This is a genomic window from Arhodomonas aquaeolei DSM 8974 (assembly GCF_000374645.1).
Classification (GTDB): Bacteria; Pseudomonadota; Gammaproteobacteria; order Nitrococcales; family Nitrococcaceae; genus Arhodomonas; species Arhodomonas aquaeolei.
In genome coordinates this window covers 189,336-212,338 of record NZ_KB894800.1, presented here as the reverse complement: position 1 = coordinate 212,338, position 23,003 = coordinate 189,336, and the positions used below count along the sequence as shown (strand labels likewise).

The following is a 23,003-nucleotide window of genomic DNA, read 5'->3' as shown; positions in this document are numbered from 1 at the left end:
TGCCGATTTGCGGGCCGCCAGTCTACCAGCTCAGCCGCGCTTGATCCGCTCGAACGCCGCCAGGGCCTCCTCGCGGCTGGCCTTCAGGTCGACCACCGGCCTGGGGTAGTCACGGCCGAGGCGCACGCCGGCGTCACGGAGCACGCCCTCCGGCGCGGCCCACGGGGCATGGCGATGGCGTGGCGGCAGCGCCGCCAGTGCCGGCAGCCACCGTGCGACATAGTCCCCCTCGGGGTCGAAGCGCTCGCCCTGGCGGACCGGGTTGAAGATGCGGAAGTAGGGGGCGGCGTCAGCGCCGCTGCCCGCCACCCACTGCCAGCCGAGGCTGTTGCTGGCCAGGTCGGCGTCCACGAGGGTGTCCCAGAACCAGCGCTCGCCGGCCTGCCAGGGCAGCCGCAGGTTCTTGACCAGCAGCGAGCCGGCGATCATGCGCACGCGATTGTGCATCCAGCCGGTCACCCAGAGCTCGCGCATGCCCGCGTCGACGATGGGGAAACCGGTGCGGCCCGTCTGCCAGGCCCCGAGCAGCCGGTCGCCGGGATCCTCCCGCCAGGGGAATGCCGCGAAGCGCGGGTTGAGCGGCGCGTCGGGCAGCTCCGGGTGGTGGAAGAGGACGTGGTGCGCGAACTCCCGCCAGCCGATCTCGGCGAGGAACGCCTCTGCCGCCTCGCCGCCGCCGTCATCCGCGTTGCGGACCGCCGACCAGATCTGTCTTGGGCTGACGCCGCCGTGGTGGAGGTGGGGCGAGAGCCCGGACGTGCCCGGCTCGCCCGGGTAGTCCCGGGCGCGTCCGTAATCCCCGAGCGTGTGCCGTGTGAACGCCGTCAGCCGTTCCCGGGCACCGGCCTCGCCGGGTCGCCAGCGCCCGGCGAGGCCGGCGTCCCAGCGTACCCGCGGCAGCAGCCCCAGTGCCGCCAGAGGCTCGCCGGCCGGAAGCGTCGCCGGGGCCGCGAGTTCCGGGACCGGCAGGGGCGAGTCGGGCTCGCCGCCACGGCGGGCGGCGCGCCAGAACGGGGTGAACGCCCGGTAGTCCGTGCCCTGGCCGGTCTTCACGGTCCAGGGCTCGTGGAGCAGTGCGGCCTTGTGGCTGTGAACGGCGACCCCGTCCGCCTGCAGTGCCTGCTTGACGTTGCGGTCACGGGCCACCGGCGCCGGGTCGTAGAGGCGGTTCCAGTGCACCGCCGATGCCCCGGTCTCGCGGACGAGGGCGCGCAGCGTCTCCAGGGCCGGTCCCCGGCGGATCACCAGCCGCAGGCCGTGTCCGCGCAGCGACTCGTCGAGCGACGCCAGGGCGTGGTGCCGCCACCAGCGGCTGGCCGCCCCGGGGCGCCAGTCGCCGTCGGCGTCCGGGTCGTGGATGTAGACGGGGCAGACCGGCCCGGCCTCCGCGGCGGCGGACAGCGCCGGGTTGTCCGCCAGGCGCAGATCGCGTCGGAACCAGACGATCACCGGGGTCACGGATGCATCAGCTCGCGCAGGTGGGCCAGGCCCTCCTCGGGACGGTTGCCGAGGGGGTGGGCGCCGCCATCGGACAGCGCATCCGAGACGCGCTCGGCGGCGTCGCCGCCGACGGCAACCGGGCAGGGCAGCGTTTCCGCAAGCGCGGCAACCGCCTGTACCACGTCATCCGCCGGTGCGTGTTCGCCCACCAGCAGCACCGCCCGCGCGTCCGTGCGCCGCACCACTTCGACGAGTGGTGCCACCGGCGTGTCCGCGCCGAGCAGCACCACGCGGTAGCCGCTGGCCAGGGCCGAGAGCGCGAACAGCATCAGCGATGTCTCGGCGCACTCCCCGGGCAGACCGGCGACGATCACGCGGGCGCCGCGTGCCTGGCCGGCCTGATGATGGAGCCGGGCGCCGAGTTTGTTACGGATGAACGCCCGGAAGAAGCGTTCCTCCGCCACGGTCACCGCCTCGCGCCCGTCCCGGTGCAGGCCGAGCTCAGCGAGCAGGGGCTGGAGCAGCTCGCGGGTGACCAGGTTGACCGGGTACAGCGAGAGTGCCTCGTTGTACGTCCCCTCCAGGGCAGCGGCGTCGAAACGGGCGATCGAGCGCCGCATGCGCTCACGATAGTCCTCCCACGGGCCGGCTGCGCCGGTCTCGGCCTGCATGGGTACGGGCGCCTCATCACTGTCGAGCAGTCGGCGGGTCTGGCCGATGGGGATGCCCTGGTCCAGGAGCTGGAGGATGTGCTGGATCCGCTCGATGTCCGCCTCGGCGTAGAGCCGGTGGCCCTTGGGTGTGCGCTGTGGCCGGATCAGTCCGTAGCGGCGTTCCCAGGCGCGCAGCGTCACGGGATTGACCCCGGTGAGCGCGGAGACCGTACGGATCGGGTACAGACCCTCGCCGGTACGTTCGACGGCGGATTGTTGCGGCTCCGTTTGTGACATGCGTACTCGTGCCCCCTGGATGACGCACCCGATTGTACAATAATATTGTACAACATCATCCCGGTGCCATGCCGGACCGCGACCGGCATCGCCGGCCACTGTCCGCGCCGAGCGAACACGAGGTTGCCATGCCGAACCAGACAGACCGGCCCGGAGACGGCCGCCTGGCCCTGATCACCGGTGCCAGCAGCGGTATCGGCGAGGCCCTGGCCGTGCGCCTGGCCGCCCACGGCTGGCGGGTGGTGGCCGCGGCCCGGCGCCGGGCCGCGCTGGAGGCCCTTGCGGAACGGGCGTCCGGTCCGGGGCGGATCATCCCCCAGGTCCTGGACGTCACCGACGCCGATGCCTTCGCCGCGCTGGTGACCACCGTGGAGGCCGATCATGGCGAGATCGACACAGTGATCCTCAACGCCGGCGACTACGAGCCCGTGCGTCTGGACGAGCTCGATGCGGCGGTATTCGAGCGCCTGATCCGGGTCAACTACCTGGGCACGGTCAACGGTCTCGCCGCCTGTCTGCCGGCGATGCGCCGCCGGGGGCGCGGTCAGGTGCTGGTGATGGGCAGTCTCTCGGCCTACCGCGGTCTGCCCCGGGCCGCCGCCTACGGCTCCACCAAGGCGGCGGTGCTGAGCCTCGCCGAGTCGCTGCGGCCCGAGGCGGAGCGTGCCGGGATCGCACTGCGCGTGGTCAGTCCCGGCTTCGTGAAGAGCCGGCTCACGGAGCGCAATGACTTCCGCATGCCCCAGCTCATGGACCCCGCCGATGCCGCGGCGGCGATCCATGCCGGTATCGACGGTAACGGCTTCGAGGTGTTCTTCCCGAGGCGGCTCGGGTGGACGCTCAAGCTCCTGAGGCTGCTGCCCTACCGGCTGTACTTCGCGCTGATGCGGAGGCTGGCGTGAACGCCCCGGAGTACGCGGCGTTCTTCGCCGCGCTCACGCCGGCGGACCTGACACGTTTCGAGTCCGTATTCACCGACGACGCCCGTTTCGTCGATCCGTTCAACGACGTCCGCGGGGTCGCCGCGGTCCGCGGGGTATTCGAGCACATGTTCCGGGTCTGCGAGGGGGTGCGCTTCGAGATCACCGAGATCGTCGGCGATGCCGACGTGGCCTACCTGCGCTGGCGCGGCCACCTCGTGCTCAACGGGGGCCGGGCGCTACCGCCCATCGACGGCGTCTCGCGGGTGCGTTTCGCCGCCGACGGCCGGGTGGCCGAGCACGTGGACTACTGGGACGCCGCCGGCCAGCTCTACGCCCGCCTGCCGGTGCTCGGGGCACTCATGCGCTGGCTGCGCCGGCGCCTGAGTGCGCCCGTCACGCCCCCCTGAACCCGGCGCTCATGTCCCCCGCGCGGCGGGCGCCGTACCAGCACGTAGTGCCTCGTGGGCGGCCCGGTCCAGCGGGAAGCGCCAGACCAGCGCGGTAGCGGCGAGCTTGAACGGTATCGGCGCGGCGCCGTAGAACAGCGCCAGCGCGAGGCCGTCCCCGGAGGCGGGCGCCGCCGGATCGAATCCCAGCGCCGCCAGCAGCGGGAAGGCGATCCCCACCGCGAGGGCGAGGGCGAGCTTGGTGGCCATGTTCCACAGGCCGAAGAACAGGCCCGCCCGGCCACCGCCGCCGCGGTGGGTGTCCAGGTCCACGAGGTCCGCCTGGATGGCCGCGGGCAGGGCCATGTCCACGGCCACGCTCGCCCCCGAGAGGGCGCATATCACGGCGAACGCCGCCACATCACCCGTACCGAGCAGCGGCACCCACGCGAACACCAGCGAGGCCCAGAGCATGGACAGGGCCCAGGCCCGGTGCTTGCCCACACGCCGGGACAGCCAAAGCCAGCCCGGCAGGGCGGCGATGCCGGCGGCGAAGTAGATCAGCAGCAGCGCCCCGGTGGCCCCGCGGGCGCTGAGTACGTGAGCGGCATAGAGGGTGAACAGCGAGGCCGGCAGGCCGTTGGCGAGCCCGTTGAGCACGTACGCGGCGAGCAGCCGGCGAAACGGCGCGTTGCCGCGCAGCAGCCGCCAGCCGCGCCGCCACCCCGGGGCCGCGGCGGCGCCCGCCGGCGGTTCCGGGACCAGCGCCAGGGTCACTGCCAGGGTCAGCGGCAGCAGCACGACCAGCAGCCACGCCAGACCGGCGAGGGTGGTCGCGTCGGTGCGTCCACCGCCCACCACGCCGGGCCAGGCGACGGCGACCAGTGTGCCCAGGATCATGAACCCCTCGCGGCTCGCCGTGATCGAGGCGCGTTCGTCGTAGTCCCGGGACAGCTCGGCGCCCCAGGCGGTGTAGGGCAGCGCCACCAGGGTCCAGCCCAGGTATGCGGCCAGCCCCCAGGCCAGCAGCCAGGCGATGGTCACGTCCGGGGGCGGGTGGAATAGCTGCCAGGCGCTTACCAGAAGCAGCGGGGAACCCACCACCATCAACGGACGCCGGCGGCCCCAGCGGGTGTGCAGCCGGTCGCCGAGCGCACCGATGGCCGGGTCCGTGACCACATCCCACAGCCGCGCCAGCAGCAGGGCGGTGCCGACGCCGGCGAGGCCGAGGCGCTCGCCGTAGAACCCGGGGAGGAAGACGTACATCGGGATGCCCAGCACCGCCAGCGGCAGTGCCGGCGCGCCATAGGCGAGGAGAACCCGGCGGCCGGCGATCACGCCGGCGGCCGCCGCAGCACCAGGCGCTGCAGATCGATCCGGCCGCTGCGGAAGCCCGCTTCGCAGTAGGCGAGGTAGTACCGCCACATGCGCCGGAAGCGCTCGTCGAAGCCCTGGGCGGACATGGTTCCCTCCGCTGCGTTGAAGCGTGCGCTCCAGCGGGCCAGGGTCTCCGCGTAGTGGCGGCCCAGGCGCTCGTCGCCGCTTACCCCGAGCCCGCGCTCCGTGGCAAGGGCGAGCAGGTGGTCGCGGGTGGGAAGCATGCCGCCCGGGAAGATGTAGCGCTGTATGAAGTCCGGCTCGCGCCGGTAGTGCTCGAAGCTGTCGGCGTCGATGGTGATGCCGTGCAGCGCGATGCCGCCACCCGGCCGTACGCGGGCGGCGAGGGTGTCGAAGTAGCGCTCCCAGTAGGCCTCGCCCACCGCCTCCAGCATCTCGATGGAGACGACGTGGTCGAAGGTGCCGGTGACGTCGCGGTAGTCCTGCAGGCGCAGATCGACACGCTCGCCCAGGCCGGCCCGGGCGGCGGCCTGCCGGGCCCAGGCGAGCTGTTCGCCGGAGAGGGTGATGCCGGTGACATGCAGGCCGCGCCCGGCGGCGCGCAGCGCGAAACCGCCCCAGCCGCAGCCGATCTCGAGCACCCGCTCGCCGGGCCGTGCGTCCAGGGCGTCGAGCAGGGCGTCGTACTTGGCCCGCTGGGCCTCGGCGAGGGGCTGCTCCGGGCGTTCGAACACCGCCGCCGAGTAGGTCATGGTCTCGTCGAGCCACAGCCGGTAGAAGTCGTTGCCGAGGTCATAGTGGGCGGCGATGTTGCGGCGGCTGCCCCGCCGGGTGTTGCGCCGCCAGCCGAGATGGCCGGCACGCTGCAGCGCGGTCAGCAGCCGTGGCTCGCGGGCGGAGAAGGCGGGCTCGTTGACGGCCATGACCTCCAGCAGTGCCGCCGGGTCGGGGCTGTCCCAGTCGCCGGCGATGTAGGCCTCGGCGAAGCCTACCGCCCCGTGCAGCGCGCAGCGCCCGAGCAGCCGCCACGGGGCGTGCACGTCGAGCACCCCCGCGGGCCCGGCTCCGGCGGCACGGATCCGGTAGGGCTGGCCGCCGGGCAGGCGCCCCCGCAGCTCGCCGCGGGCGAGGCGCCGCAGCCGCCCCATCAGCAGCGCCGCGCCGGCGGGCAGCGGGCGGGGGAGTTCGAGGGCCGATTCCGTGGGGGTGCTCATCGTGAAACCTCCTCGCTGGGCGGCGGCGGTCGCCGGTGATAGCGGCCGCCGCGCAGCCAGATTCCGAGTGCCCGCCAGTGGATGGCGGCGATGACCTTGAAGGTCATCAGCGGCATCGCGAGTACCTGGCGCAGCAGCGCGCGGTCGCCGGCGTCGCGGTGCTCGCCGGTCTGCACGGCGGCCAGCGTGACCGCACCGCCGGGCTCCCGGTGGTAGGTGATGGCGATCCTCAGCGCCGCTTCCGGCGGGCTGATCCGGAAGCGGTATTCGCCACTCACCGGCAGAAAGGGCGAGACGTGGAAGACCTTGCCGTGACGGGCCCTGACCGGCGTCTGCAGGGCGCGGCCGTGCTCGTGCAGCAGATAGACGTGGCGGTCGCCGAAGGTGTTGTGCACCTCGGCGATCACGGCGAGCAGCGTGCCGTCGCGATGCCGGCAGAACCACAGCGACAGCGGGTTGAACGTGTAGCCGAGTACCCGTGGGTGACAGAGCAGGTGGATGCCGCCGCCGGCGAGGTCGATGCCGCTGCCGGCGAGCACCCGCTCCGCCCACGGGCGCAGCGGGCTGCCGTCGCCGGGCCCGTGGTCGCGGTCGAACAGGGCCACGAGATTGCGCCGGTTGTGGGAGAACCATCGCCGTGATGCGGCGGCCTCGTCGAGTCGGTCGATGTCGGCGAGCAGCGAGAACGTCCGGTACCGAAACCGGTACCCGGGCTCGGCGAGCCGCCGGTGCATCACCGTGCCGGTATACAGCGCCAGATCGCTCATCCCGTGTTTCCGCCGTCCCGCTGCACGGCGTGCGTCCACGGCGGCGCGCATCCCAGGCGCCCGGCGACCGCGACCGCCGAGGCCAGGGCGTCCTCGTGGAAGCCGTAGCCGCAGTAGCTGCCGCAGAACCACACGCCGCCATCACCCTGCAGCCGTGGAAGCGCCGCCTGTGCGCGCATCGCGGCGCCGTCGAATACCGGGTGATCGTAGCTCAGGCGGCGGATCACCCGGTCCGGCGCCGGCGGGCGTACCGGGTTGAGGCTCACGAACAGCGGCTCGTCGGTGTCGGGTCGCTGGAGCCGGTTCATCCAGTAGGTCACCGATACCGGCCGGGAACCATCGGCGGCGTGCGTGGTGAGGTGGTTCCAGGATGACCACACCGTGCGGCGTCGGGGCATCAGTGCCGGGTCCTGGTGGAGCCACGCCTCGTTGGCCTGGTAATGGAAACGCCCGAGCACCGTGCGTTCGCCGCGGCTCGGCTGCTCCAGCATCGCCAGGGCCTGGTCGGCATGTGCGGCGATGACCACGTCGTCGAACCGTCCGAGCCCGCCGGACGGGCCGTGCAGGTGAACGCCCGTGCCGTCGCGGCGGATCCGGGTGACCGGGGAGCCGGTCCGCACTTCGCCGAGGTCCGGGCGCATCGCCTCGATGTAGCGCCTTGCACCGCCGGTGACCGTGCGCCACTGCGGCCGGCCCGACAGGCGGATGAGTCCGTGATTGGCGAAGAAGCGCAGCAGGCTTGCCGCCGGGAAGGCCAGCATCCGCTCCGGCGGACAGGACCAGATTGCCGCGCTCATGGGCAGCAGATAGTAGCGCCGGAAGGCCTCGCCGAGGCCGATACGGTCGAGGAATGCCGACAGCGGCTCGTCGTGGTCCAGCGCGTCCGTGGCGAGGGCGCGGGCGCCCTCGCGGTTGAAGCGCAGGATATCGCCGGCCATGCGCCAGAACGCGGGCCGCAGCAGATTGCGCCGCTGTGCGAACAGGGTGTTGAGGTTGTCGCCCGCGTATTCCAGGTCGATATCGCTGGCGGAGAAGGCGAAGGACATGTCCGATGGCCGGGTCGGTACGCCGAGGGTCGCGAACAGGGCGGTAAGGTGCGGGTAGTTGGCCTCGTTGTAGACGATGAAGCCGGTGTCCACGCTGATCCGGCCGCCGGCGAGGTCGCAGTCCACCGTGTGTGTGTGTCCACCGAGACGCGAGTCCGCCTCGAAGAGCACCACCTCGTGGCGGCGGGATAACAGCCAGGCCGCTCCCAGCCCGGCGATGCCGCTCCCGACCACTGCGATGCGTCTGTGTGCCATAACCTATCGCCCCGTAAATATACAATACAAGTATTGTACAACTACGTGGCGTCACGCAAACGCTAAACCCGCCGTGGCACGGGTGATCAGGGGGTGAAGGGGCCGGAAAGAAAACGGGGACGTCGCGATGACGTCCCCGAAAGGCTTGAACTACCCGCAAGTCGCGAAAGCCGTCGCGACAGGGGAGAGTCTAGGGGAATCGATCACAAATAGCAAGCATTCTCATTATCATTTATATGGCTTCGATGTCGCCGCCGCGACGGGTATCATGCTAATACTAGCCGTGTCAGAGGCATGGGGGCGTGGCCGTGCCGGACGCCGATAATCACCGGAGTCACCGGTCTGCGCTGCAGTGGGCGATGCGGGTGTCTCCGGTGCGACCGAGCGGATCGAGCGCCCTGAGCCCATGCAGGTGCCCCGACACCGGACAAAATGCCCGACGGGATTGGAGTCGGTAACGTATGACGGTTCAACGCAGGGGGTAGCGTGCACGAGGCAAGTCCGGAATTCCGTCCGCTGTCGATGGCGGTGCTAACGCTGTCGGATACACGGGGTGTGGACGAGGACCGCTCGGGTGCGTTGCTGTGCGAGCGCCTGCAGGCGGCGGGGCATCATCTTGCCGAGCGTGAGATCCTGCCGGACGATCGCTACCGGATCCGTGCCGTGCTCTCCCGCTGGATTGCGGATCCGGCCGTGCAGGCCGTGCTTACCACGGGGGGGACCGGCTTCACGGGCCGGGACGATACCCCCGAGGCCGTGCGCCCGTTGCTCGATGCGGAGGTCGAGGGCTTCGGCGAGCTCTTCCGCCAGCTCTCCCATGCCGAGATCGGCAGCTCCACGATCCAGTCGCGGGCCCTCGCGGGCTTCGCGAACCATACGTTCATCGCCTGCCTGCCGGGTTCGACCGGGGCCTGCCGTACCGCCTGGGACGCCATCCTGGCCGATCAGCTCGACGTGCGTCACCGTCCCTGCAACCTGGCGGAGCTGGTGCTGTTCGCCAATCACGGCGGAGGCGGGGCGTGAGCCGGCGACCACGTGGCGAGACCCGGCGGGCGATCCTGGCCACCGCGCAGCGGCTGATGCAGGCGCGCGGCTTCAACGGTTTCAGCTATCACCACATCGCCGAGGCGCTGGGGGTGCGCACCGCCGCGGTGCACTACCATTTCCCGGCAAAGGCGGATCTCGGCCTCGCCGTGCTCGCCCGTGTGCGCGAGGACTTCGGCTGGTGGTGTGAGCGCCAGCGCTCGCGAGGCGCGGACGCGTCGGCACGGCTGGAGGCGTTCTTCGAGCTGGACGGGCGCTACGTCGCCGCCGACCGCGTCTGTCCCCTGGGGGTCGTCGGCGTGGAGCGTACCGGCCTGCCGCCGGCAATGTGCCGCGAGGCGGATGCGCTGCTGCAGGACGTCCTCGGTTTCTTCATCGAGACGCTCGAGGCCGGGCTCGCCGATGGCAGCATTCCCCACGTTGACGACGTGGCGGACACGGCGCACCAGATCCTGGCCGCGACCCAGGGGGCGCTGCAGCTTGCGCGCCTGCGCGGGCCGGAGGCTTACGAGGGGGTCCTCCGGGCCCTGCGTCAGGGGCTGGGCATGAAACGGGGCGAGGGACTCGAACGCCTGGTGGGCTGAGGCAGCACGGACGCGCCGTCGAATGGGGGTGGGGCGACTATGCCGGAGCCACGTCTTAGCGAACTCATCGAGGCGGCACTCGCCGCGGACAGCATCGAGGCCCTTCACTCGGTGTGCAGCCGCGCGGCCGCGCTCTACGGCTACGACCATTTCATCTACGGCGCGCGCTTTCCCAGCTCGCTGACCCGGCCCTTCATGCTCGTCATCAGCGGCCATCCGGACGAGTGGCGCGAGCGCTACCAGGCCGAGGACTACATCCAGCTCGACCCGGCGGTGCGTCACAGCGTGAACCACGTGCGCCCGGCGCGCTGGAGCGAGCTGTTCGACAGTCCCGAGTACGGTCCGGAGGATCTGGCGGTGCTCCACGAGGCCGCCGCCTTCGGCCTGGTTACCGGGACATGCCTGCCCGTGCGCGGCAGCCGCGGCGAGGTCGGGCTGCTGAGCTTCTCCTCCGGGCGGCGGGGCACCCCGGTCGAGCGGGATATCCGTGCCTCCCAGCCGGCCCTGTTCATGTTCTCCAGCTACGTCCACGAGGCGGTATGCGGGCTGCTCGACCACGGCGCGCTGCCTTACCGTCCCGCCAGCCTGACCGCGCGCGAGCGCGAATGCCTGCTCTGGGCGGCGGAGGGGAAGACCGCCTGGGAGACCGGCGCGATCCTCGGGGTGAGCGAGCGCACGGTGGTATTCCACCTCAACAATGCGGCGCGCAAGCTGGATGTCACCTCGCGCCAGCAGGCGGTCGCCCGCGCCATCGCTCAGGGCCTGATCGCCCCCCAGCTTGCGTGAAGCCGTTCATTCACTGCTGACAACCTGTAAGAACTGACAGTTACCTCGCGGCCGCGCGCGCCGTTGAATGGGAGCCGGACCCAAACAACTGCGAGAGGCCCGGCCCATGCAAGCTCAGATCCTTGTCGGACGTCCGTCCGAAGCGACGCTCCCGCCGTCGGTGGTCGATGGCATTTACCGCTTCCGCCACCGTGTCTTCCGCCAGCGTCTGGGCTGGGAGGTCACGAGCGTGCGTGGCCGCGAGCGTGACGACTACGACGATCTCGACCCGGTCTACATTGCCTGCCATAAGCACCGTGAGACGGTGATCGGCACCTTCCGGCTGCTGCCGACCACCGGCCCGTACATGCTCCGCGACGTGTTCCCGGAGCTGCTGCGCGGCGAGTCCGTGCCCTGTGCCAGCGATGTCTGGGAGCTCTCGCGCTTCGCCGTGGAGCCCTCGGACGCCAGCGAGCGGGTACAGGCGAGCTGCACCGAGACGACGCTGTCGCTGATGCGCGCGTGCTACCGCTACGGCGCCAGCAACGGCATCCGCGAGTACGTGATGGCGACCAGCGTCGCCGTGGAGCGCATGCTCCGGGGGATGGGCCTGGAGCTGACGCGCTTCGGCGACGGCTCCGCGGTGCGTATCGGCCGCGTGCTCTCGGTGGCCTGCCGGCTGCGCATCGACGAGGCCCTGGGACGCGCCCTCGGCGCCTTGCCCGCCACCGATGCTGCCGCCGCGCCAGCGGGGAGGGCCGTGGCATGAGGTTACTGTTCGTGAACCTGCGCCGCAGCACCCACCCGCTGGCCGAGGCGGTGCTCGCGTCGCCGCTGTGGCAGGTGTGCGAGTGCGGCGGACTGGCCGAGGCGGAAGAGCTGGCCGCCAGTGAGTGGTTCGACTACGTCCTGGTGGACCCGGGCGAGGCCCTGAGCCTGGAGGCTGTCAGCGACCGTGTGTGCGCCGCCGGCGGACAGGCCCGGGAGCGCATTCTGGGGATGCCCGTCCACAACGCCGAGTTCCCGGTCGACGACGGCCGGGCCCGCTATGGTTGCCGAGGTGCCCGGCCCGCCTATGGACGGGAGGACGGTGGCTGGATCTTCGAGTACCACGCGCCATGCCGAACTATCAATCCAGCCTAGCGGCCGTTCAGGCGCCGCCGGCGGCACCGGTCTACCGCCTGATGCTCGACGGCGAGGGGCGCGTCACCTCCGTGGCGACCGCGCTGCCGGAGGCACTGGCCGGGCTGGCCCGGGGAGACAGCGTCGACGGCTGGCTGACCGACGCGGTCTACCCGGCGCGCTCGCTGTCGCTGTGCCTGGCCGCGCTGCGCGCCGGCTGTGCCGGCATCTACCTGAGCCTGCGCGGTGTGTGCGACCCGGGCGCCCGTTTTGCCGGGCGGCTGGTGCCGTACCCCACCGGTGCCGTCGCCCTTGAGCTGGAGGCGGAGGCCGAGGCGGACAGCGCGCGGAGCTCGAAGCCGTCACCGCTGCTGGGGCGCGCCGAGTTCCTCTCCGTTCTCGAGACCGCGGCGGGCAATGGCGCGCCGGTGGCGGTCGGGTGCATCGACATCGACCGCCTGCGCCAGATCAACCTCGGCTACGGTCACGCCTGCGGCGACACCGTGCTCGCCGAGGTGGGGCGGCGGCTGCAGCGCCTCGCCGGTACCGGCGCACGGGTGGCGAACCTCGGCGGCGACGAGTTCGGCGTGGTCATGACCGGTCCCGGCGCGCCGGCGCGCGCCCGGGAGATGGCCGAGGCCCTGGACCAGTCCATGCGCCGGCCGATCTTCTGCCACGGGCGGGAGCTGCTGGTGACCGTCTCCGCGGGGTTCGCCGCGAGCAAGGCGGCGACGGGCCAGGCCGAGGGGCCGCTGGTGGCCGCGGAGGCCGCGCTTCAGCGGGCCCGCCGTCTCGGGCGCTGCTGGGTGCTGTTCGACGACGAACCGCCCCAGGCACCGGACCACCACTCGGCCCGGGCGGTGGCGCTGGAGGTCGCCCTGCACCGGGCGCTGGAGGAGGATGAGTTCTCGCTGGCCTACCAGCCCATCGTGTCCCTCGGCAGCGGCGAGGTGTGCGGGGTCGAGACGCTGCTGCGCTGGCACTGGGAGGACGGTCAGCCGGTGCCGCCGGACCAGTTCGTGCCCGTGCTGGAGGACACCGGACTGATCCGCCCGGTGGGGGCATGGGTGCTGCGGCGTGCCTGCGAAGAGCTGGTCGCTACCACCACGCCCGGCGGACGGGTCCCGGAGGTGGCGGTGAACGTGTCCGTCGAGCAGCTGCACGAGAGCGGCTTCGTCGACGAGGTGGCCGCGGTGCTGCGCGACACCGGGCTTGATCCGCGGCGTCTGACGCTGGAGATCACGGAGCACCGGCTGATCGGCGACAACTCCACGATCATCGACACGCTGCGCGAGCTGCGCGCCCTCGGGGTGCGCCTTGCCGTGGACGACTTCGGCACGGGCTATTCGTCGCTGGCCTATCTGCTGGAGCTGCCGGTGCAGGTGCTCAAGGTGGACCGTTCCTTTGTCCAGGGGCTCTGGAAGAGCCCGGCGGGGCAGGTGATCATGCAGGCCATCGTGTCCATGGCGACAGACCTGGGGCTGCAGGTCGTGGTGGAGGGGGTCGAGCGTGAGGAGGAGGCGCGGTTCCTGGCGCGCTGGCCGGAGCTGCTCGCCCAGGGCTATCTCTATGGCGCCCCCATGCCACTGGCGCGTCTGCTGGCGGGCGACGGCGGTGCCCTGCGCACGGCCGGGGCGCAGTGAGCGGGTTGCGCACGGGGTGGTGCGCGAACGGTTCCCCCCGGAGGCAGGTCCCGGTCCGCGATGCCTCTCCATCTCCGGGCGGCTCGGCGTGCGGCCGTGTTGCCTGAAGCCTGTTTGTCCCGCCATGGATTAGTCGGTGCCGCGGGCTTCGGTATACTCTCGTGCCGGGCGGTGCCGTGGGCGGCATCGTGGGTCCAAGAGCGGATATCGAAGCGATAAATGACGTCGTGGCTGGGTCTTTCAGGCCGCTATGCCGGCCGGTTGGCAGGAGCGCTCATCGGCCTGTGGCTGGCCGGGGCGGCCGGGGTGGCGCTGGGCGCCGCGCTGGGATGGTGGCGTGACGACCGGCGCTACTTCGCGCCGCTACGCCCGGGGCGCTGGCGGCAATGGAGCGAGGACCCGCGCGAGCGCGTTTTCCTCGCGGCGCTGTTCGGCTGGGCGGGGCATATCGCCAAGCGTGACGGCCGGGTGAGCGAGGCCGAGATCGCCGCCACCCGCGCCCTGATGAACGAGTTCGGCCTCGACAGCGCCGCCCGCCGGGTCGCCATCAGCCAGTTCTCCGCGGCCAAGCAGCCCGGCTATCCGTGGCGGCGTTATCTCATACGCCTGCGCCGGGTCCGCGGCGGACGTCCCGCCCAGCGCTGGCTGCGTCTGCTTCTCGGGGTGGCGCTGGCGGACGGCGAGCCCACCGGGCCGGTATTCCGCCGGCTGCGTGACGCCGTGCGCCTGCTCCGCATCGATGACGAGGATTACCGCCGGCTCTACGCCTCGGTGCGCCGACGGGCCCAGGGCTCGGGCGACCGCATGGACGTGGCCTGGGCGTATGCCGTGCTCGGGCTGGAGGAGGGCGCGACGGCGGAGACCGTGCGCATCGCCTACCGGCGGCTGCTGAGCCGCCATCACCCCGACCGCCTGGTGGCGCGGGGGGCGGACGAGGCGACCCTGCGCGAGGCGGGGGCGCGGACCCGCGAGGTCAAGGCCGCCTACGACTATCTCCGCCGCCGGGCCGCGTCCTGAACCGCGGTCTCAGAAGGCGAAGAAACGCCCGGCCGCGACCACCACGAGCAGGGCCATGCCCAGCCCCAGGTTGATCTGGACCACGCGGCGGATACGCCCCAGCGCCGCGCCGGCGGCGCCGGTGCTGCCGTCGGCGACCGCACGGCCGAGCCGCCGGTACGGGCCGAAGTAGAGGTAGACGAACAGCGCGATCATCACCCAGCCGATCGCCTGCATGGCGTGCACGTAGGCCGGTGCGTCCGCGAGCCCGCCGAAGCGCAGCGCGCTCATGCGGTATCCGCTCGCCGGCAGCACCACCACGGCGACCCAGACCGCGGCCAGGAAGCGCCGCAGTACCCCGTGCCAGAGCGGGCCGCGCACGGATGGCTCGAGGGCGCCGGCCGCCGGGCGCAGGCAGGTGTAGGCGAGGAACATACCTCCGATCCAGACCACCGCTGCGATCAGGTGCAGTGCCATCAGTACCGGGATCTCCCAGAACATCGTCGTCTCTCTCCGTTGCCGCGGGTGCCCGTCACGGATCGCTGCCTGCCGGCATCGTCCGCACGGCGTTACCTATTACGTCCCTGGCATCTATTGTAAAGTGCTCAGCTTCGCGACCAGCCTCAAGGCCCCGGACGATGACCGATTTCCGTATTGCCCCGTCCATCCTCTCAGCGGACTTCGCGCGCCTCGGCGAGGAGGTGGACGACGTCCTCGCCGCCGGCGCGGACATGGTCCACTTCGACGTCATGGACAACCATTACGTGCCGAACCTCACCTTCGGCCCAGTGGTCTGCCAGGCGCTGCGCCGCCATGGCGTCACCGCGCCCATCGACGTCCATCTCATGATCAGGCCCGTGGACCGTATCGTCCCGGACTTCGCCGCGGCGGGGGCGAGCTGGATCACCTTTCACCCCGAGGCGAGCGAACACGTCGATCGCACGCTCCAGCTCATCCGCGACGAGGGCTGCCGTGCGGGGCTGGTGTTCAACCCCGCGACGCCGCTGGACTGCCTGCCCTGGGTCATCGACAAGGTGGACATGGTGCTGATCATGTCCGTGAACCCCGGCTTCGGCGGCCAGGCCTTCATCCCGCGTTCGCTGGACAAGCTCCGTGCGGCGCGGCGGATCATCGACGAGAGCGGCCGCGATATCCGCCTCGAGGTCGATGGCGGGATCAAGGCGGCGAACATCGCCGACGCGGCGGCGGCCGGTGCGGACACCTTCGTCGCCGGCTCGGCGATCTTCGGTGCGCCGGACTACGCCGGGGCGATCGGCGAGATGCGCCGCCGGCTCGCCGAGGGGGGCGCATGAGCCTGTCCCGGCCGCGGGCCGTGCTCTTCGATCTGGACGGCACGCTCGTGGACAGCGCGCCGGATATCGCCACCGCCGTGGACCGCCTGCTCGCTGAGCTCGGTCGCGAGCCCGTGGGCGAGGCGCTGGTCCGTCACTGGGTGGGCAACGGCGCCCGGCGCCTGGTTGCGCGGGCGCTCGCCGGCCGGCGCGGGATCGACGGGGAGCCGGCGGGCACGGAGGCGGCCCTGGCGCGGTTCCTGGTCCTCTACCGCGAGCGGCTGGTCGAGCGGACCACGATCTATCCGGGGGTGATCGAGCTCCTCGACGCCCTGGCCGCAGCGGGTATCCCGGTGGCGGTGGTGACCAACAAGCCCGAGGGGCTGGCACGGCCGCTGCTGGAAACCCTGGGGCTGGCGGCGCGTTTCGGTGCCGTGGTCGGCGGCGATACCCTGGCCGAGAAGAAGCCGGCCCCCGCGCCGCTGGCCCATGCCGCCGGGCTCCTGGGGGTGGCGCTGGCGGACTGCCTGATGGTGGGCGATTCGCTCACCGACGTCTCCGCGGCCCGTAATGCGGGGATCCCGGTCGCCTGTGTGCCCTATGGCTATCGGGAAGGGGATGCTATCTTTGAGGCTCGTCCCGAGGCGGTGGTCGACACGCTGGCCGACCTGCCGTCCCTGATCGGTATCGCACAGGCGCATGAGACAGCAGGATCGACCGTCACTGACAAGGCACAGGCGCACCGGCATGGCTGAGGCCGTCGCCGGAGATGTCCTCGTGGGCACGGTCCGCCGCCCCTTCGTAGTGACGGCGCGTCCGCGCTGCATGGCGATCACCACGGCGCTCGACCCCCGGCATCGATGGCGAGGCTGGTACATCGCAACCCAGACGCCATTGTCCGAGTTTCCCAATGCCGGTGGTGACCATGGAGCAGATCCAGTTTCAGGAGCTGGCCCGATCGGGCTGTAACCGAATCCCCCTCGTGCGCGAGGTCCTCGCTGACCTCGACACGCCACTGTCGACCTATCTCAAGCTCGCCGAGGGCCCCGGGAGCTTTCTCTTCGAGTCCGTGCAGGGCGGGGAGAAGTGGGGGCGCTATTCGATCATCGGGCTGCCCGCGCGGGTGCAGTACCGCATCACCGGGTACCGCCTCGAGACCCGGGTGGACGGCGAGGTCCGGTCCACGCAGACGCTGGACGACCCCCTCGCGTGGGTGGAGGCCGAGCACGCCCGGGTGACGGCCGCCCCGCCGCCGGAATTCCCGCACATGCCGCGCTTCCTCGGGGGGCTGGTGGGGTACTTCGGGTACGACACCGTGCGTTACATCGAGCCGCGCCTCGGCGAGTGTCCGAACCCGGACCCCCTCGGCGCGCCGGATATCGCGCTGATGGTCGCCGAGGAGGTTCTGGTCTTCGACAACCTCGCCGGCAAGCTGTACGTGGTGGTCAATGCCGACCCGGCCGGGCCGGATGCCTGGGAGCGGGCGCAGGCCCGGCTCGACGGGATCGCGGAGCGCCTGCGCGCCACCGAGCTTGCCTACCGCACCGGGCGGGCGCCGCGGGAGGTCGAGGAGGAGGATTTCACCTCCAATCCCGGCCAGGCGGACTTCGAGGATGGCGTGGAGCGCATCCGCGAGTACATCGCCGCCGGCGACTGCATGCAGGTGGTCCCCTCCCAGCGCATGACCGCCGGGTACCACGGCCGCCCGCTGGACCTCTACCGGGCGCTGCGGTGCATGAACCCATCGCCGTACATGTACTTCCTCGATCTCGGCGACTTCCAGGTGGTGGGCTCCTCGCCGGAGATCCTCGCCCGGGTGGAGGACGGCGAGGTCACGGTGCGTCCCCTGGCGGGCACCCGCCGGCGCGGGCGCAACGAGGCGGAGGACCGCGAGCTGGAGACCGAGCTGCTCGCCGATCCCAAGGAGCGTGCCGAGCACCTCATGCTCATTGACCTCGGCCGCAACGACATCGGCCGGGTCTGCGAGACGGGGAGCGTGCGGGTTACCGACCAGATGGCCATCGAGCGCTATTCCCACGTGATGCACATCGTCTCCAACGTCAGCGGCCGGCTGCGCCCGGGGCTCTCGCCCATGGACGTGCTGCGCGCGACCTTCCCGGCGGGCACCCTCTCCGGGGCGCCGAAGATCCGTGCCATGGAGATCATCGACGAGGTGGAGACGGTCAAGCGCGGGGTCTACTCCGGCGCCGTCGGCTATCTCTCCTGGTCCGGCAACATGGATACCGCCATCGCCATCCGCACCGCGGTGGTCAAGGATGGCGAGGTCCACGTCCAGGCCGGCGCCGGCGTGGTCCACGACTCCGTCCCGCGCCTGGAGTGGGAGGAGACCCTGAACAAGGGCCGCGCGCTGTTCCGCGCCGTGGCCATGGCCGAAGCCGGTCTGGACAGCTGAGGGCGCCGTCATGCTGCTGATGATCGACAACTACGACTCGTTCACCTGGAACCTGGTGCAGTACCTCGGCGAGCTCGGTGCGGAGGTGGTGGTCCATCGCAACGACGCCATATCGGTGGCGGACATCGAGCGGATGGCGCCGGAGCGCATCGTGATCTCCCCCGGCCCGTGCACGCCGGACGAGGCCGGCATCTCGCTGGACGTGGTCCGCCGCTTCGCCGGGCGTGTGCCGCTGCTCGGCGTCTGCCTCGGCCACCAGGCCATCGGCCAGGCGTTCGGGGCGCGGGTGGTGCGCGCCGGGCGGGTGATGCACGGCAAGACCTCGGCGGTGCATCATCGCGGCCGGGGGGTGTTCGTCGGTCTGCCCAACCCCATGGAGGCGACCCGCTATCATTCCCTCGTGCTGGAGCGCTCGGGCCTGCCGCCGTGCTTCGAGGTTACGGCGTGGAGCGAGAACGAGGACGGCAGTATCGAGGAGATCATGGGCGTGCGCCACGTGAGCCTGGACGTTGAGGGGGTGCAGTTCCACCCCGAGTCCATCCTCACGGCGGCCGGCCACGACCTGTTGCGCAATTTCCTGGAGCGCCCCGCCCGGGCGGCTTGAATCGAGGTGTCTGAGATGAACATTCAGGAAGCGATCCGGGCGGTGATGAACCGCCGGGATCTCGACTACGACGAGATGACCGCCGTGATGCGCCAGATCATGACCGGCGAGGCGTCCAACGCGCAGATCGGCGGTTTCCTGGTCGGGCTGCAGATGAAGCGCGAGAGCGTCGCGGAGATCGCCGCTGCGGCCGAGGTCATGCGTGAGCTGGCCACCAAGGTGAGCGTCGAGGGCGATGCCCTGGTCGATATCTGCGGCACCGGCGGCGACGGCGCCGACCTGTTCAACGTCTCCACCGGGGCGATGTTCATCGTCGCCGCCGCGGGGGGGCGGGTGGCGAAGCACGGCAACCGCTCGGTGTCGTCCTCCTCCGGCAGCGCCGACCTGCTCGAGGCCGCCGGGGCGAAGCTCGACCTCGATTCCGCGGCGGTGGGCGAGTGCGTCGACCGCGTGGGCGTGGGCTTCATGTTCGCGCCCAGGCACCACAGCGCCATGCGCCACGCCGTGGCCGCGCGCCGGGAGATGGCGGTGCGCACGATCTTCAACCTGCTCGGGCCGCTGACCAATCCGGCCGGGGCGCGCCGTCAGCTCCTCGGGGTGTTCGCCGACCACTGGGTCCGCCCGCTCGCGGAGGTGCTCCAGCGTCTCGGCAGCGAGCGGGTGATGGTGGTGCACTCCGAGGACGGCCTCGACGAGGTGAGTATCGCCGCGCCGACTCACGTTGCCGAGCTCGACGACGGCGTGATCCGCGAGTACACGATCCGCCCAGAGGACTTCGGGCTCGTCAGCGCCTCCCTGGATGCGGTCAAGGTGCATACCGCGGTGGAGAGCCTGGACATTATCCGCCGTGTATACGCCGGCGAACCGGGCCCGGCGGCGGACATGCTCGCGCTCAATGCCGGGGCGTCGATCTACTGCGCCGGGCTCGCCGACAGCGTCGGGGCCGGCGTGGAGCGCGCCCGGGCCGTGCTCGCCGACGGTGCGGCCGGCCGCCGGCTCGACGAGTTCGTCCACTACACCAACCGCTTCGAGTGACGGAGGGCGCGATGGCGGAGCAGCGAGACATCCCCGACATCCTCAAGCGCATCCTCGAGCGCAAGGCGGAGGTGGTCGCCGAGCGCGGCGAACAGGTGGGCATGCAGGCCTTCCGCAACCGCCTGGAGCACGCACCGGCGCCGCGGGGGTTCGCCGCGGCCCTCGCCGGCGGGATCACCGCCGGGCGTTGCGGTGTGATCGCCGAGATCAAGCGCGCCTCGCCGAGCAAGGGCGTTATCCGTGACCCCTTCGATCCGGTGGCGATCGCCCGCAGCTACGAACGCGGCGGCGCGACGTGCCTGTCCGTGCTCACCGACGAGGACTTCTTCCAGGGCTGCGACCGCCACCTGGAGCAGGCCCGGGAAGCGGCGGGACTGCCGGTGCTGCGCAAGGACTTCATCATCGATCCGTACCAGGTCTACGAGGCCCGGGCGCTGGGCGCGGACTGCATCCTGCTGATCGTCGCCGCGCTCGGTGACACGCGGCTGGCCGAGCTCCATGGCCTCGCCGGCGAGCTCGGTATGGACTGCCTCGTGGAGGTGCACACCGCCGCGGAGCTGGAGCGGGCGCTACGCCTGCGCCCGGCGCTGATTGGCATCAACAACCGGGACCTGCACACCTTCGAAACCGACATCCGCACCACCGTCGATCTGTGCAACGCCATTCCGCCGGAGGTGGTCCGGGTGACCGAGAGCGGTATCCATACCCGCGAGGAGGTGGTCTACATGCGCCGTCACGGCGTACACGGGTTCCTGGTGGGCGAGGCGTTCATGCGCGTGCCTGAGCCCGGTGAGAAGCTCGCGGAGCTGTTCCGGGGCGGATGATTGGGGGCGTACCGGGCGTGACCGGCAGGGGGCTCCGCCTTGCCGGATCGGTTTCGGGCCGGCACGGGTGCGGAACATGCGTAATCGAGCGGGGGCCGGTAAGCCACGTGACGTGGACCCTTCAGCGGGTGTTGTGGATCACCATGGTCTTGCCGCTGACCGCGATCAGGCCGCGCTCCTCGAGGTCCTTGAGCACGCGGCCGACCATCTCCCGGGAGCAGCCCACGATCCGGCCGAGCTCCTGTCGGGTGATGCGGATCTGCATGCCGTCCGGGTGGGTCAGCGCATCCGGCTCCCGGGCCAGTTCGAGGAGCGTGCGTGCGATACGACCGGTCACGTCGAGGAAGGCGAGGTCGTGGACCTTGGCGCTGGTGCGGCGCAGCCGATCCGCCATCTGCCCGGCGAGCAGGGACAGCAGCTGCGGGTCCTCCTCGGCGGCCTGGCGGAATCGGGGGTAGCTGATCTCGGCGAGCTCGCAGTGCGTGCGTGTTCGCACCCAGGCGCTACGCGTGCTCGTGCCGCCGAACAGGCCCATCTCGCCGAAAAAGTCCCCGGCGTTGAGGTAGGAGAGCACCAGCTCGTGGCCGCTGTCGTCATCCATGAGCACGCTCACCGATCCCTCGATGATGTAGTACAGCGCGTCCGCCTGGTCACCGGCGTAGATCACCACCGTCTTGGGTGGATAGCGTCGCCGGTGGCAGTGCGGGAGCAGATTCCGAATCGGGAGCTCGCTGTCCGTAACCGCTCGTACCATGCTGGTGCAACCTAGCCGTTGAATGGCGGGATCACCATAAGCGATATGTAGATCATTGTGAATAAGTTCGCAAGTCCTGAGCGTGACCGAGTGCGTCACCCTATTCGGTTCGGTTTCCGGGTGATAAACTAAAAGATTACCCGCCGAAAACCACGTTTTCTGGGCGCCCCTAATCTGGGCGGCGAGGCAGGAGCGCACGATGGGCATGCACGCGACGGTGAGCTGGCTCGGCAAGATGGCCTTTCGCGGCGAGACCGGTAGTGGCCACGAGGTCCTGGTGGATGGTCCGCCGGACCTGGGCGGCGAGGAGCGCGGTGCCCGCCCGATGGAGCTGATGCTACTCAGCCTCGGGAGTTGTTCTGCGGTGGATGTCGTCCATATCCTCCGAAAGGGGCGCCATGACGTCGTCGACTGCGTGGTCGAGGTGAACGGCGAGCGTGCCGAGGAGCCGCCGAAGGTGTTCACCCGTATCCATCTGCACTACCGCGTGGTCGGGCGAGACCTGCGTGAATCGGTGGTGGCGCGCGCGGTGTCGTTATCCGCGGAGAAATACTGCTCGGCATCGCTGATGCTCAGCCAGGCCGCCGAAATCACCCATGATTTCGAGGTGGCGCAGCCCTAGAGCCAGTGTCCCCGCTCGGGGCCGGTCCCGCGGGTTGCCGGGCGATATAGCCATATCATCATGTGTGAACCGTCGTCTCAGGAGGGCGCAAATTTGGCGGAGTCGAAGCAGCGCGTGAAGCTCTACGGGTTCAATAACCTGACCAAGTCGCTGAGCTTCAACATCTATGATGTCTGCTACGCGGACTCGCCGGGCCAGCGCCAGGCCTATATCGAGTACATCGACGAGGTCTATAACGCCGAGCGCCTGACCCAGATCCTCACCGGTGTGTCCGACATTATCGGTGCCAACATCCTCAACATCGCGCGCGAGGACTACGAGCCCCAGGGCGCGAGCGTGACCCTGCTCATCTCCGAGGAGGACGGTGACAGCGACGACGGTACCTACGTCACCGCGCCGGCGTCGCCCGGGCCGTTGCCGGAGACCGTGCTCGGCCACCTGGACAAGAGCCACATCACCGTGCACACGTACCCGGAGAGCCATCCCCATCGCGGGGTGAGCACCTTCCGGGCGGATATCGACGTATCCACCTGCGGGCTGATTTCACCGCTGAAGGCGCTGAACTACCTGATCCATTCGTTCGACTCGGACATCGTGACGATGGATTACCGCGTGCGCGGGTTCACCCGCGACGTGGAGGGGCGCAAGCACTTCATCGACCACGAGATCAACTCGATCCAGAACTACCTGGCCGAGGATACCCTGAGGCGCTATCACACCATCGACGTGAACGTCTTCCAGGAGAACATGTTCCACACCAAGATGCTCCTCAAGGACTGGGACATCGACGACTACCTCTTCGGCCAGCGCTCCGCCGACCTCACTCCGGAGCGCCGGGACGAGATCCGCCGTCAGCTCCGCCGGGAGATGAGCGAGATCTTCTCCGGGCGGAACCTCTCGCCGGATCAGGAGGTGTGACGCCGGCGCGTCGTCCCGGCTGACCGCGCGCGAAGCGCGGGCGCGGTCAGCAATGGCGGGAGGCCGGT

The 23,003-nt window shown here is 70.7% G+C and carries 25 protein-coding genes; 17 read left to right on the top strand and 8 right to left on the bottom strand.

Annotated elements, in window-relative coordinates; translation table 11 throughout:
- Positions 1-30: 30 nt before the first annotated feature.
- Both C516_RS0100885 and C516_RS18125 read right to left on the bottom strand, forming a co-directional pair.
- Positions 31-1,458: a cryptochrome/photolyase family protein gene (locus C516_RS0100885; protein ID WP_018716461.1), complete on the bottom strand. Its 1,428-nt coding sequence runs from the start codon at positions 1,456-1,458 to the stop codon at positions 31-33.
- On the bottom strand, positions 1,455-2,390 hold the full coding sequence (locus tag C516_RS18125) for a MerR family transcriptional regulator (protein ID WP_018716460.1): 936 nt from the start codon (positions 2,388-2,390) through the stop codon (positions 1,455-1,457). The genes C516_RS0100885 and C516_RS18125 overlap by 4 nt, the downstream gene beginning before the upstream one ends.
- A 128-nt stretch (positions 2,391-2,518) precedes the next feature.
- On the opposite strand from C516_RS18125, the gene C516_RS0100875 reads away from it, so the two are divergent.
- Positions 2,519-3,292 carry an SDR family NAD(P)-dependent oxidoreductase gene (locus C516_RS0100875; protein ID WP_018716459.1) on the top strand — a complete coding sequence of 258 codons (774 nt, stop codon included), beginning with the start codon at positions 2,519-2,521 and terminating at the stop codon, positions 3,290-3,292.
- On the top strand, positions 3,289-3,720 hold the full coding sequence (locus tag C516_RS0100870; RefSeq protein WP_018716458.1) for a nuclear transport factor 2 family protein: 432 nt from the start codon (positions 3,289-3,291) through the stop codon (positions 3,718-3,720). The genes C516_RS0100875 and C516_RS0100870 overlap by 4 nt, the downstream gene beginning before the upstream one ends.
- Positions 3,721-3,729: 9 nt before the next feature.
- On the opposite strand, the gene C516_RS0100865 is transcribed toward C516_RS0100870, so the two are convergent.
- From C516_RS0100865 to C516_RS18120, 4 genes are read right to left on the bottom strand one after another with little or no spacing between them, the layout of a single operon-like run.
- On the bottom strand, positions 3,730-5,037 hold the full coding sequence (locus C516_RS0100865; RefSeq protein ID WP_018716457.1) for an MFS transporter: 1,308 nt from the start codon (positions 5,035-5,037) through the stop codon (positions 3,730-3,732).
- Complete coding sequence (locus C516_RS0100860; RefSeq protein WP_018716456.1) at positions 5,034-6,251, bottom strand: SAM-dependent methyltransferase; 1,218 nt, start codon at positions 6,249-6,251, stop codon at positions 5,034-5,036. Before C516_RS0100860 ends, C516_RS0100865 begins: the two co-directional genes overlap by 4 nt.
- On the bottom strand, positions 6,248-7,018 hold the full coding sequence (locus C516_RS0100855) for a DUF1365 domain-containing protein (RefSeq protein ID WP_018716455.1): 771 nt from the start codon (positions 7,016-7,018) through the stop codon (positions 6,248-6,250). The genes C516_RS0100860 and C516_RS0100855 overlap by 4 nt, the downstream gene beginning before the upstream one ends.
- Positions 7,015-8,319, bottom strand: coding sequence for an NAD(P)/FAD-dependent oxidoreductase (locus C516_RS18120; RefSeq protein ID WP_018716454.1), 1,305 nt, complete (start codon positions 8,317-8,319; stop codon positions 7,015-7,017). The genes C516_RS0100855 and C516_RS18120 overlap by 4 nt, the downstream gene beginning before the upstream one ends.
- A 486-nt stretch (positions 8,320-8,805) precedes the next feature.
- On the opposite strand from C516_RS18120, the gene moaB reads away from it, so the two are divergent.
- The 7 genes from moaB (at position 8,806) to C516_RS18105 (ending at position 14,494) form a co-directional block, all read left to right on the top strand.
- Positions 8,806-9,342, top strand: coding sequence for a molybdenum cofactor biosynthesis protein B (gene moaB / locus C516_RS0100845; protein WP_256379696.1), 537 nt, complete (start codon positions 8,806-8,808; stop codon positions 9,340-9,342).
- The gene (locus C516_RS18115) at positions 9,339-9,947 is read left to right on the top strand and encodes a TetR/AcrR family transcriptional regulator (RefSeq protein ID WP_018716452.1); all 609 of its coding nucleotides are present in this window, start codon (positions 9,339-9,341) and stop codon (positions 9,945-9,947) included. Before moaB ends, C516_RS18115 begins: the two co-directional genes overlap by 4 nt.
- A 39-nt stretch (positions 9,948-9,986) precedes the next feature.
- On the top strand, positions 9,987-10,733 hold the full coding sequence (locus tag C516_RS0100835; RefSeq protein WP_018716451.1) for a LuxR family transcriptional regulator: 747 nt from the start codon (positions 9,987-9,989) through the stop codon (positions 10,731-10,733).
- 106 nt (positions 10,734-10,839) lie between these two features.
- On the top strand, positions 10,840-11,481 hold the full coding sequence (locus C516_RS0100830) for an acyl-homoserine-lactone synthase (protein ID WP_205599734.1): 642 nt from the start codon (positions 10,840-10,842) through the stop codon (positions 11,479-11,481).
- Positions 11,478-11,855 (top strand): hypothetical protein, encoded by a 378-nt coding sequence (locus tag C516_RS0100825; RefSeq protein WP_018716449.1) that lies wholly within the window; start codon positions 11,478-11,480, stop codon positions 11,853-11,855. Before C516_RS0100830 ends, C516_RS0100825 begins: the two co-directional genes overlap by 4 nt.
- Positions 11,831-13,477, top strand: a complete 1,647-nt coding sequence (locus tag C516_RS18110) for a putative bifunctional diguanylate cyclase/phosphodiesterase (protein WP_051088163.1) — start codon at positions 11,831-11,833, stop codon at positions 13,475-13,477. Before C516_RS0100825 ends, C516_RS18110 begins: the two co-directional genes overlap by 25 nt.
- Before the next feature lie 219 nt (positions 13,478-13,696).
- Positions 13,697-14,494: a TerB family tellurite resistance protein gene (locus tag C516_RS18105; RefSeq protein WP_018716447.1), complete on the top strand. Its 798-nt coding sequence runs from the start codon at positions 13,697-13,699 to the stop codon at positions 14,492-14,494.
- Positions 14,495-14,503: 9 nt separating this feature from the next.
- Here C516_RS18105 and C516_RS0100810 read toward each other — a convergent pair whose 3' ends face one another.
- Positions 14,504-14,974 (bottom strand): CopD family protein, encoded by a 471-nt coding sequence (locus C516_RS0100810; protein WP_018716446.1) that lies wholly within the window; start codon positions 14,972-14,974, stop codon positions 14,504-14,506.
- A gap of 137 nt (positions 14,975-15,111) precedes the next feature.
- Between C516_RS0100810 and rpe the strand changes: the two genes are divergently transcribed.
- The 6 genes from rpe to trpC all read left to right on the top strand — a co-directional run bounded on the left by rpe (position 15,112) and on the right by trpC (position 20,641).
- Positions 15,112-15,786, top strand: a complete 675-nt coding sequence (rpe, locus tag C516_RS0100805) for a ribulose-phosphate 3-epimerase (protein ID WP_018716445.1) — start codon at positions 15,112-15,114, stop codon at positions 15,784-15,786.
- Entirely contained in the window at positions 15,783-16,520 is a 738-nt protein-coding gene (locus C516_RS0100800) for a phosphoglycolate phosphatase (protein WP_018716444.1), read from the top strand. Before rpe ends, C516_RS0100800 begins: the two co-directional genes overlap by 4 nt.
- 155 nt (positions 16,521-16,675) lie before the next feature.
- Positions 16,676-18,178: an anthranilate synthase component I gene (gene trpE / locus C516_RS0100795; RefSeq protein ID WP_018716443.1), complete on the top strand. Its 1,503-nt coding sequence runs from the start codon at positions 16,676-16,678 to the stop codon at positions 18,176-18,178.
- Between the two features lie 10 nt (positions 18,179-18,188).
- Positions 18,189-18,782, top strand: a complete 594-nt coding sequence (locus tag C516_RS0100790) for an anthranilate synthase component II (RefSeq protein ID WP_018716442.1) — start codon at positions 18,189-18,191, stop codon at positions 18,780-18,782.
- Positions 18,783-18,797: 15 nt separating this feature from the next.
- The gene (gene trpD, locus C516_RS0100785; RefSeq protein WP_018716441.1) at positions 18,798-19,817 is read left to right on the top strand and encodes an anthranilate phosphoribosyltransferase; all 1,020 of its coding nucleotides are present in this window, start codon (positions 18,798-18,800) and stop codon (positions 19,815-19,817) included.
- Between the two features lie 11 nt (positions 19,818-19,828).
- A complete protein-coding gene (trpC, locus tag C516_RS0100780) occupies positions 19,829-20,641 on the top strand; it encodes an indole-3-glycerol phosphate synthase TrpC (RefSeq protein ID WP_018716440.1) in 813 nt (270 codons plus the stop codon).
- 121 nt (positions 20,642-20,762) lie between these two features.
- Here trpC and crp read toward each other — a convergent pair whose 3' ends face one another.
- Entirely contained in the window at positions 20,763-21,395 is a 633-nt protein-coding gene (crp, locus tag C516_RS0100775) for a cAMP-activated global transcriptional regulator CRP (RefSeq protein ID WP_026320846.1), read from the bottom strand.
- A 205-nt stretch (positions 21,396-21,600) separates the two neighbouring features.
- Between crp and C516_RS0100770 the strand changes: the two genes are divergently transcribed.
- Complete coding sequence (locus C516_RS0100770) at positions 21,601-22,017, top strand: OsmC family protein (RefSeq protein WP_026320845.1); 417 nt, start codon at positions 21,601-21,603, stop codon at positions 22,015-22,017.
- Positions 22,018-22,110: 93 nt separating this feature from the next.
- On the top strand, positions 22,111-22,935 hold the full coding sequence (speD, locus tag C516_RS0100765) for an adenosylmethionine decarboxylase (protein WP_018716437.1): 825 nt from the start codon (positions 22,111-22,113) through the stop codon (positions 22,933-22,935).
- Positions 22,936-23,003: the final 68 nt, after the last annotated feature.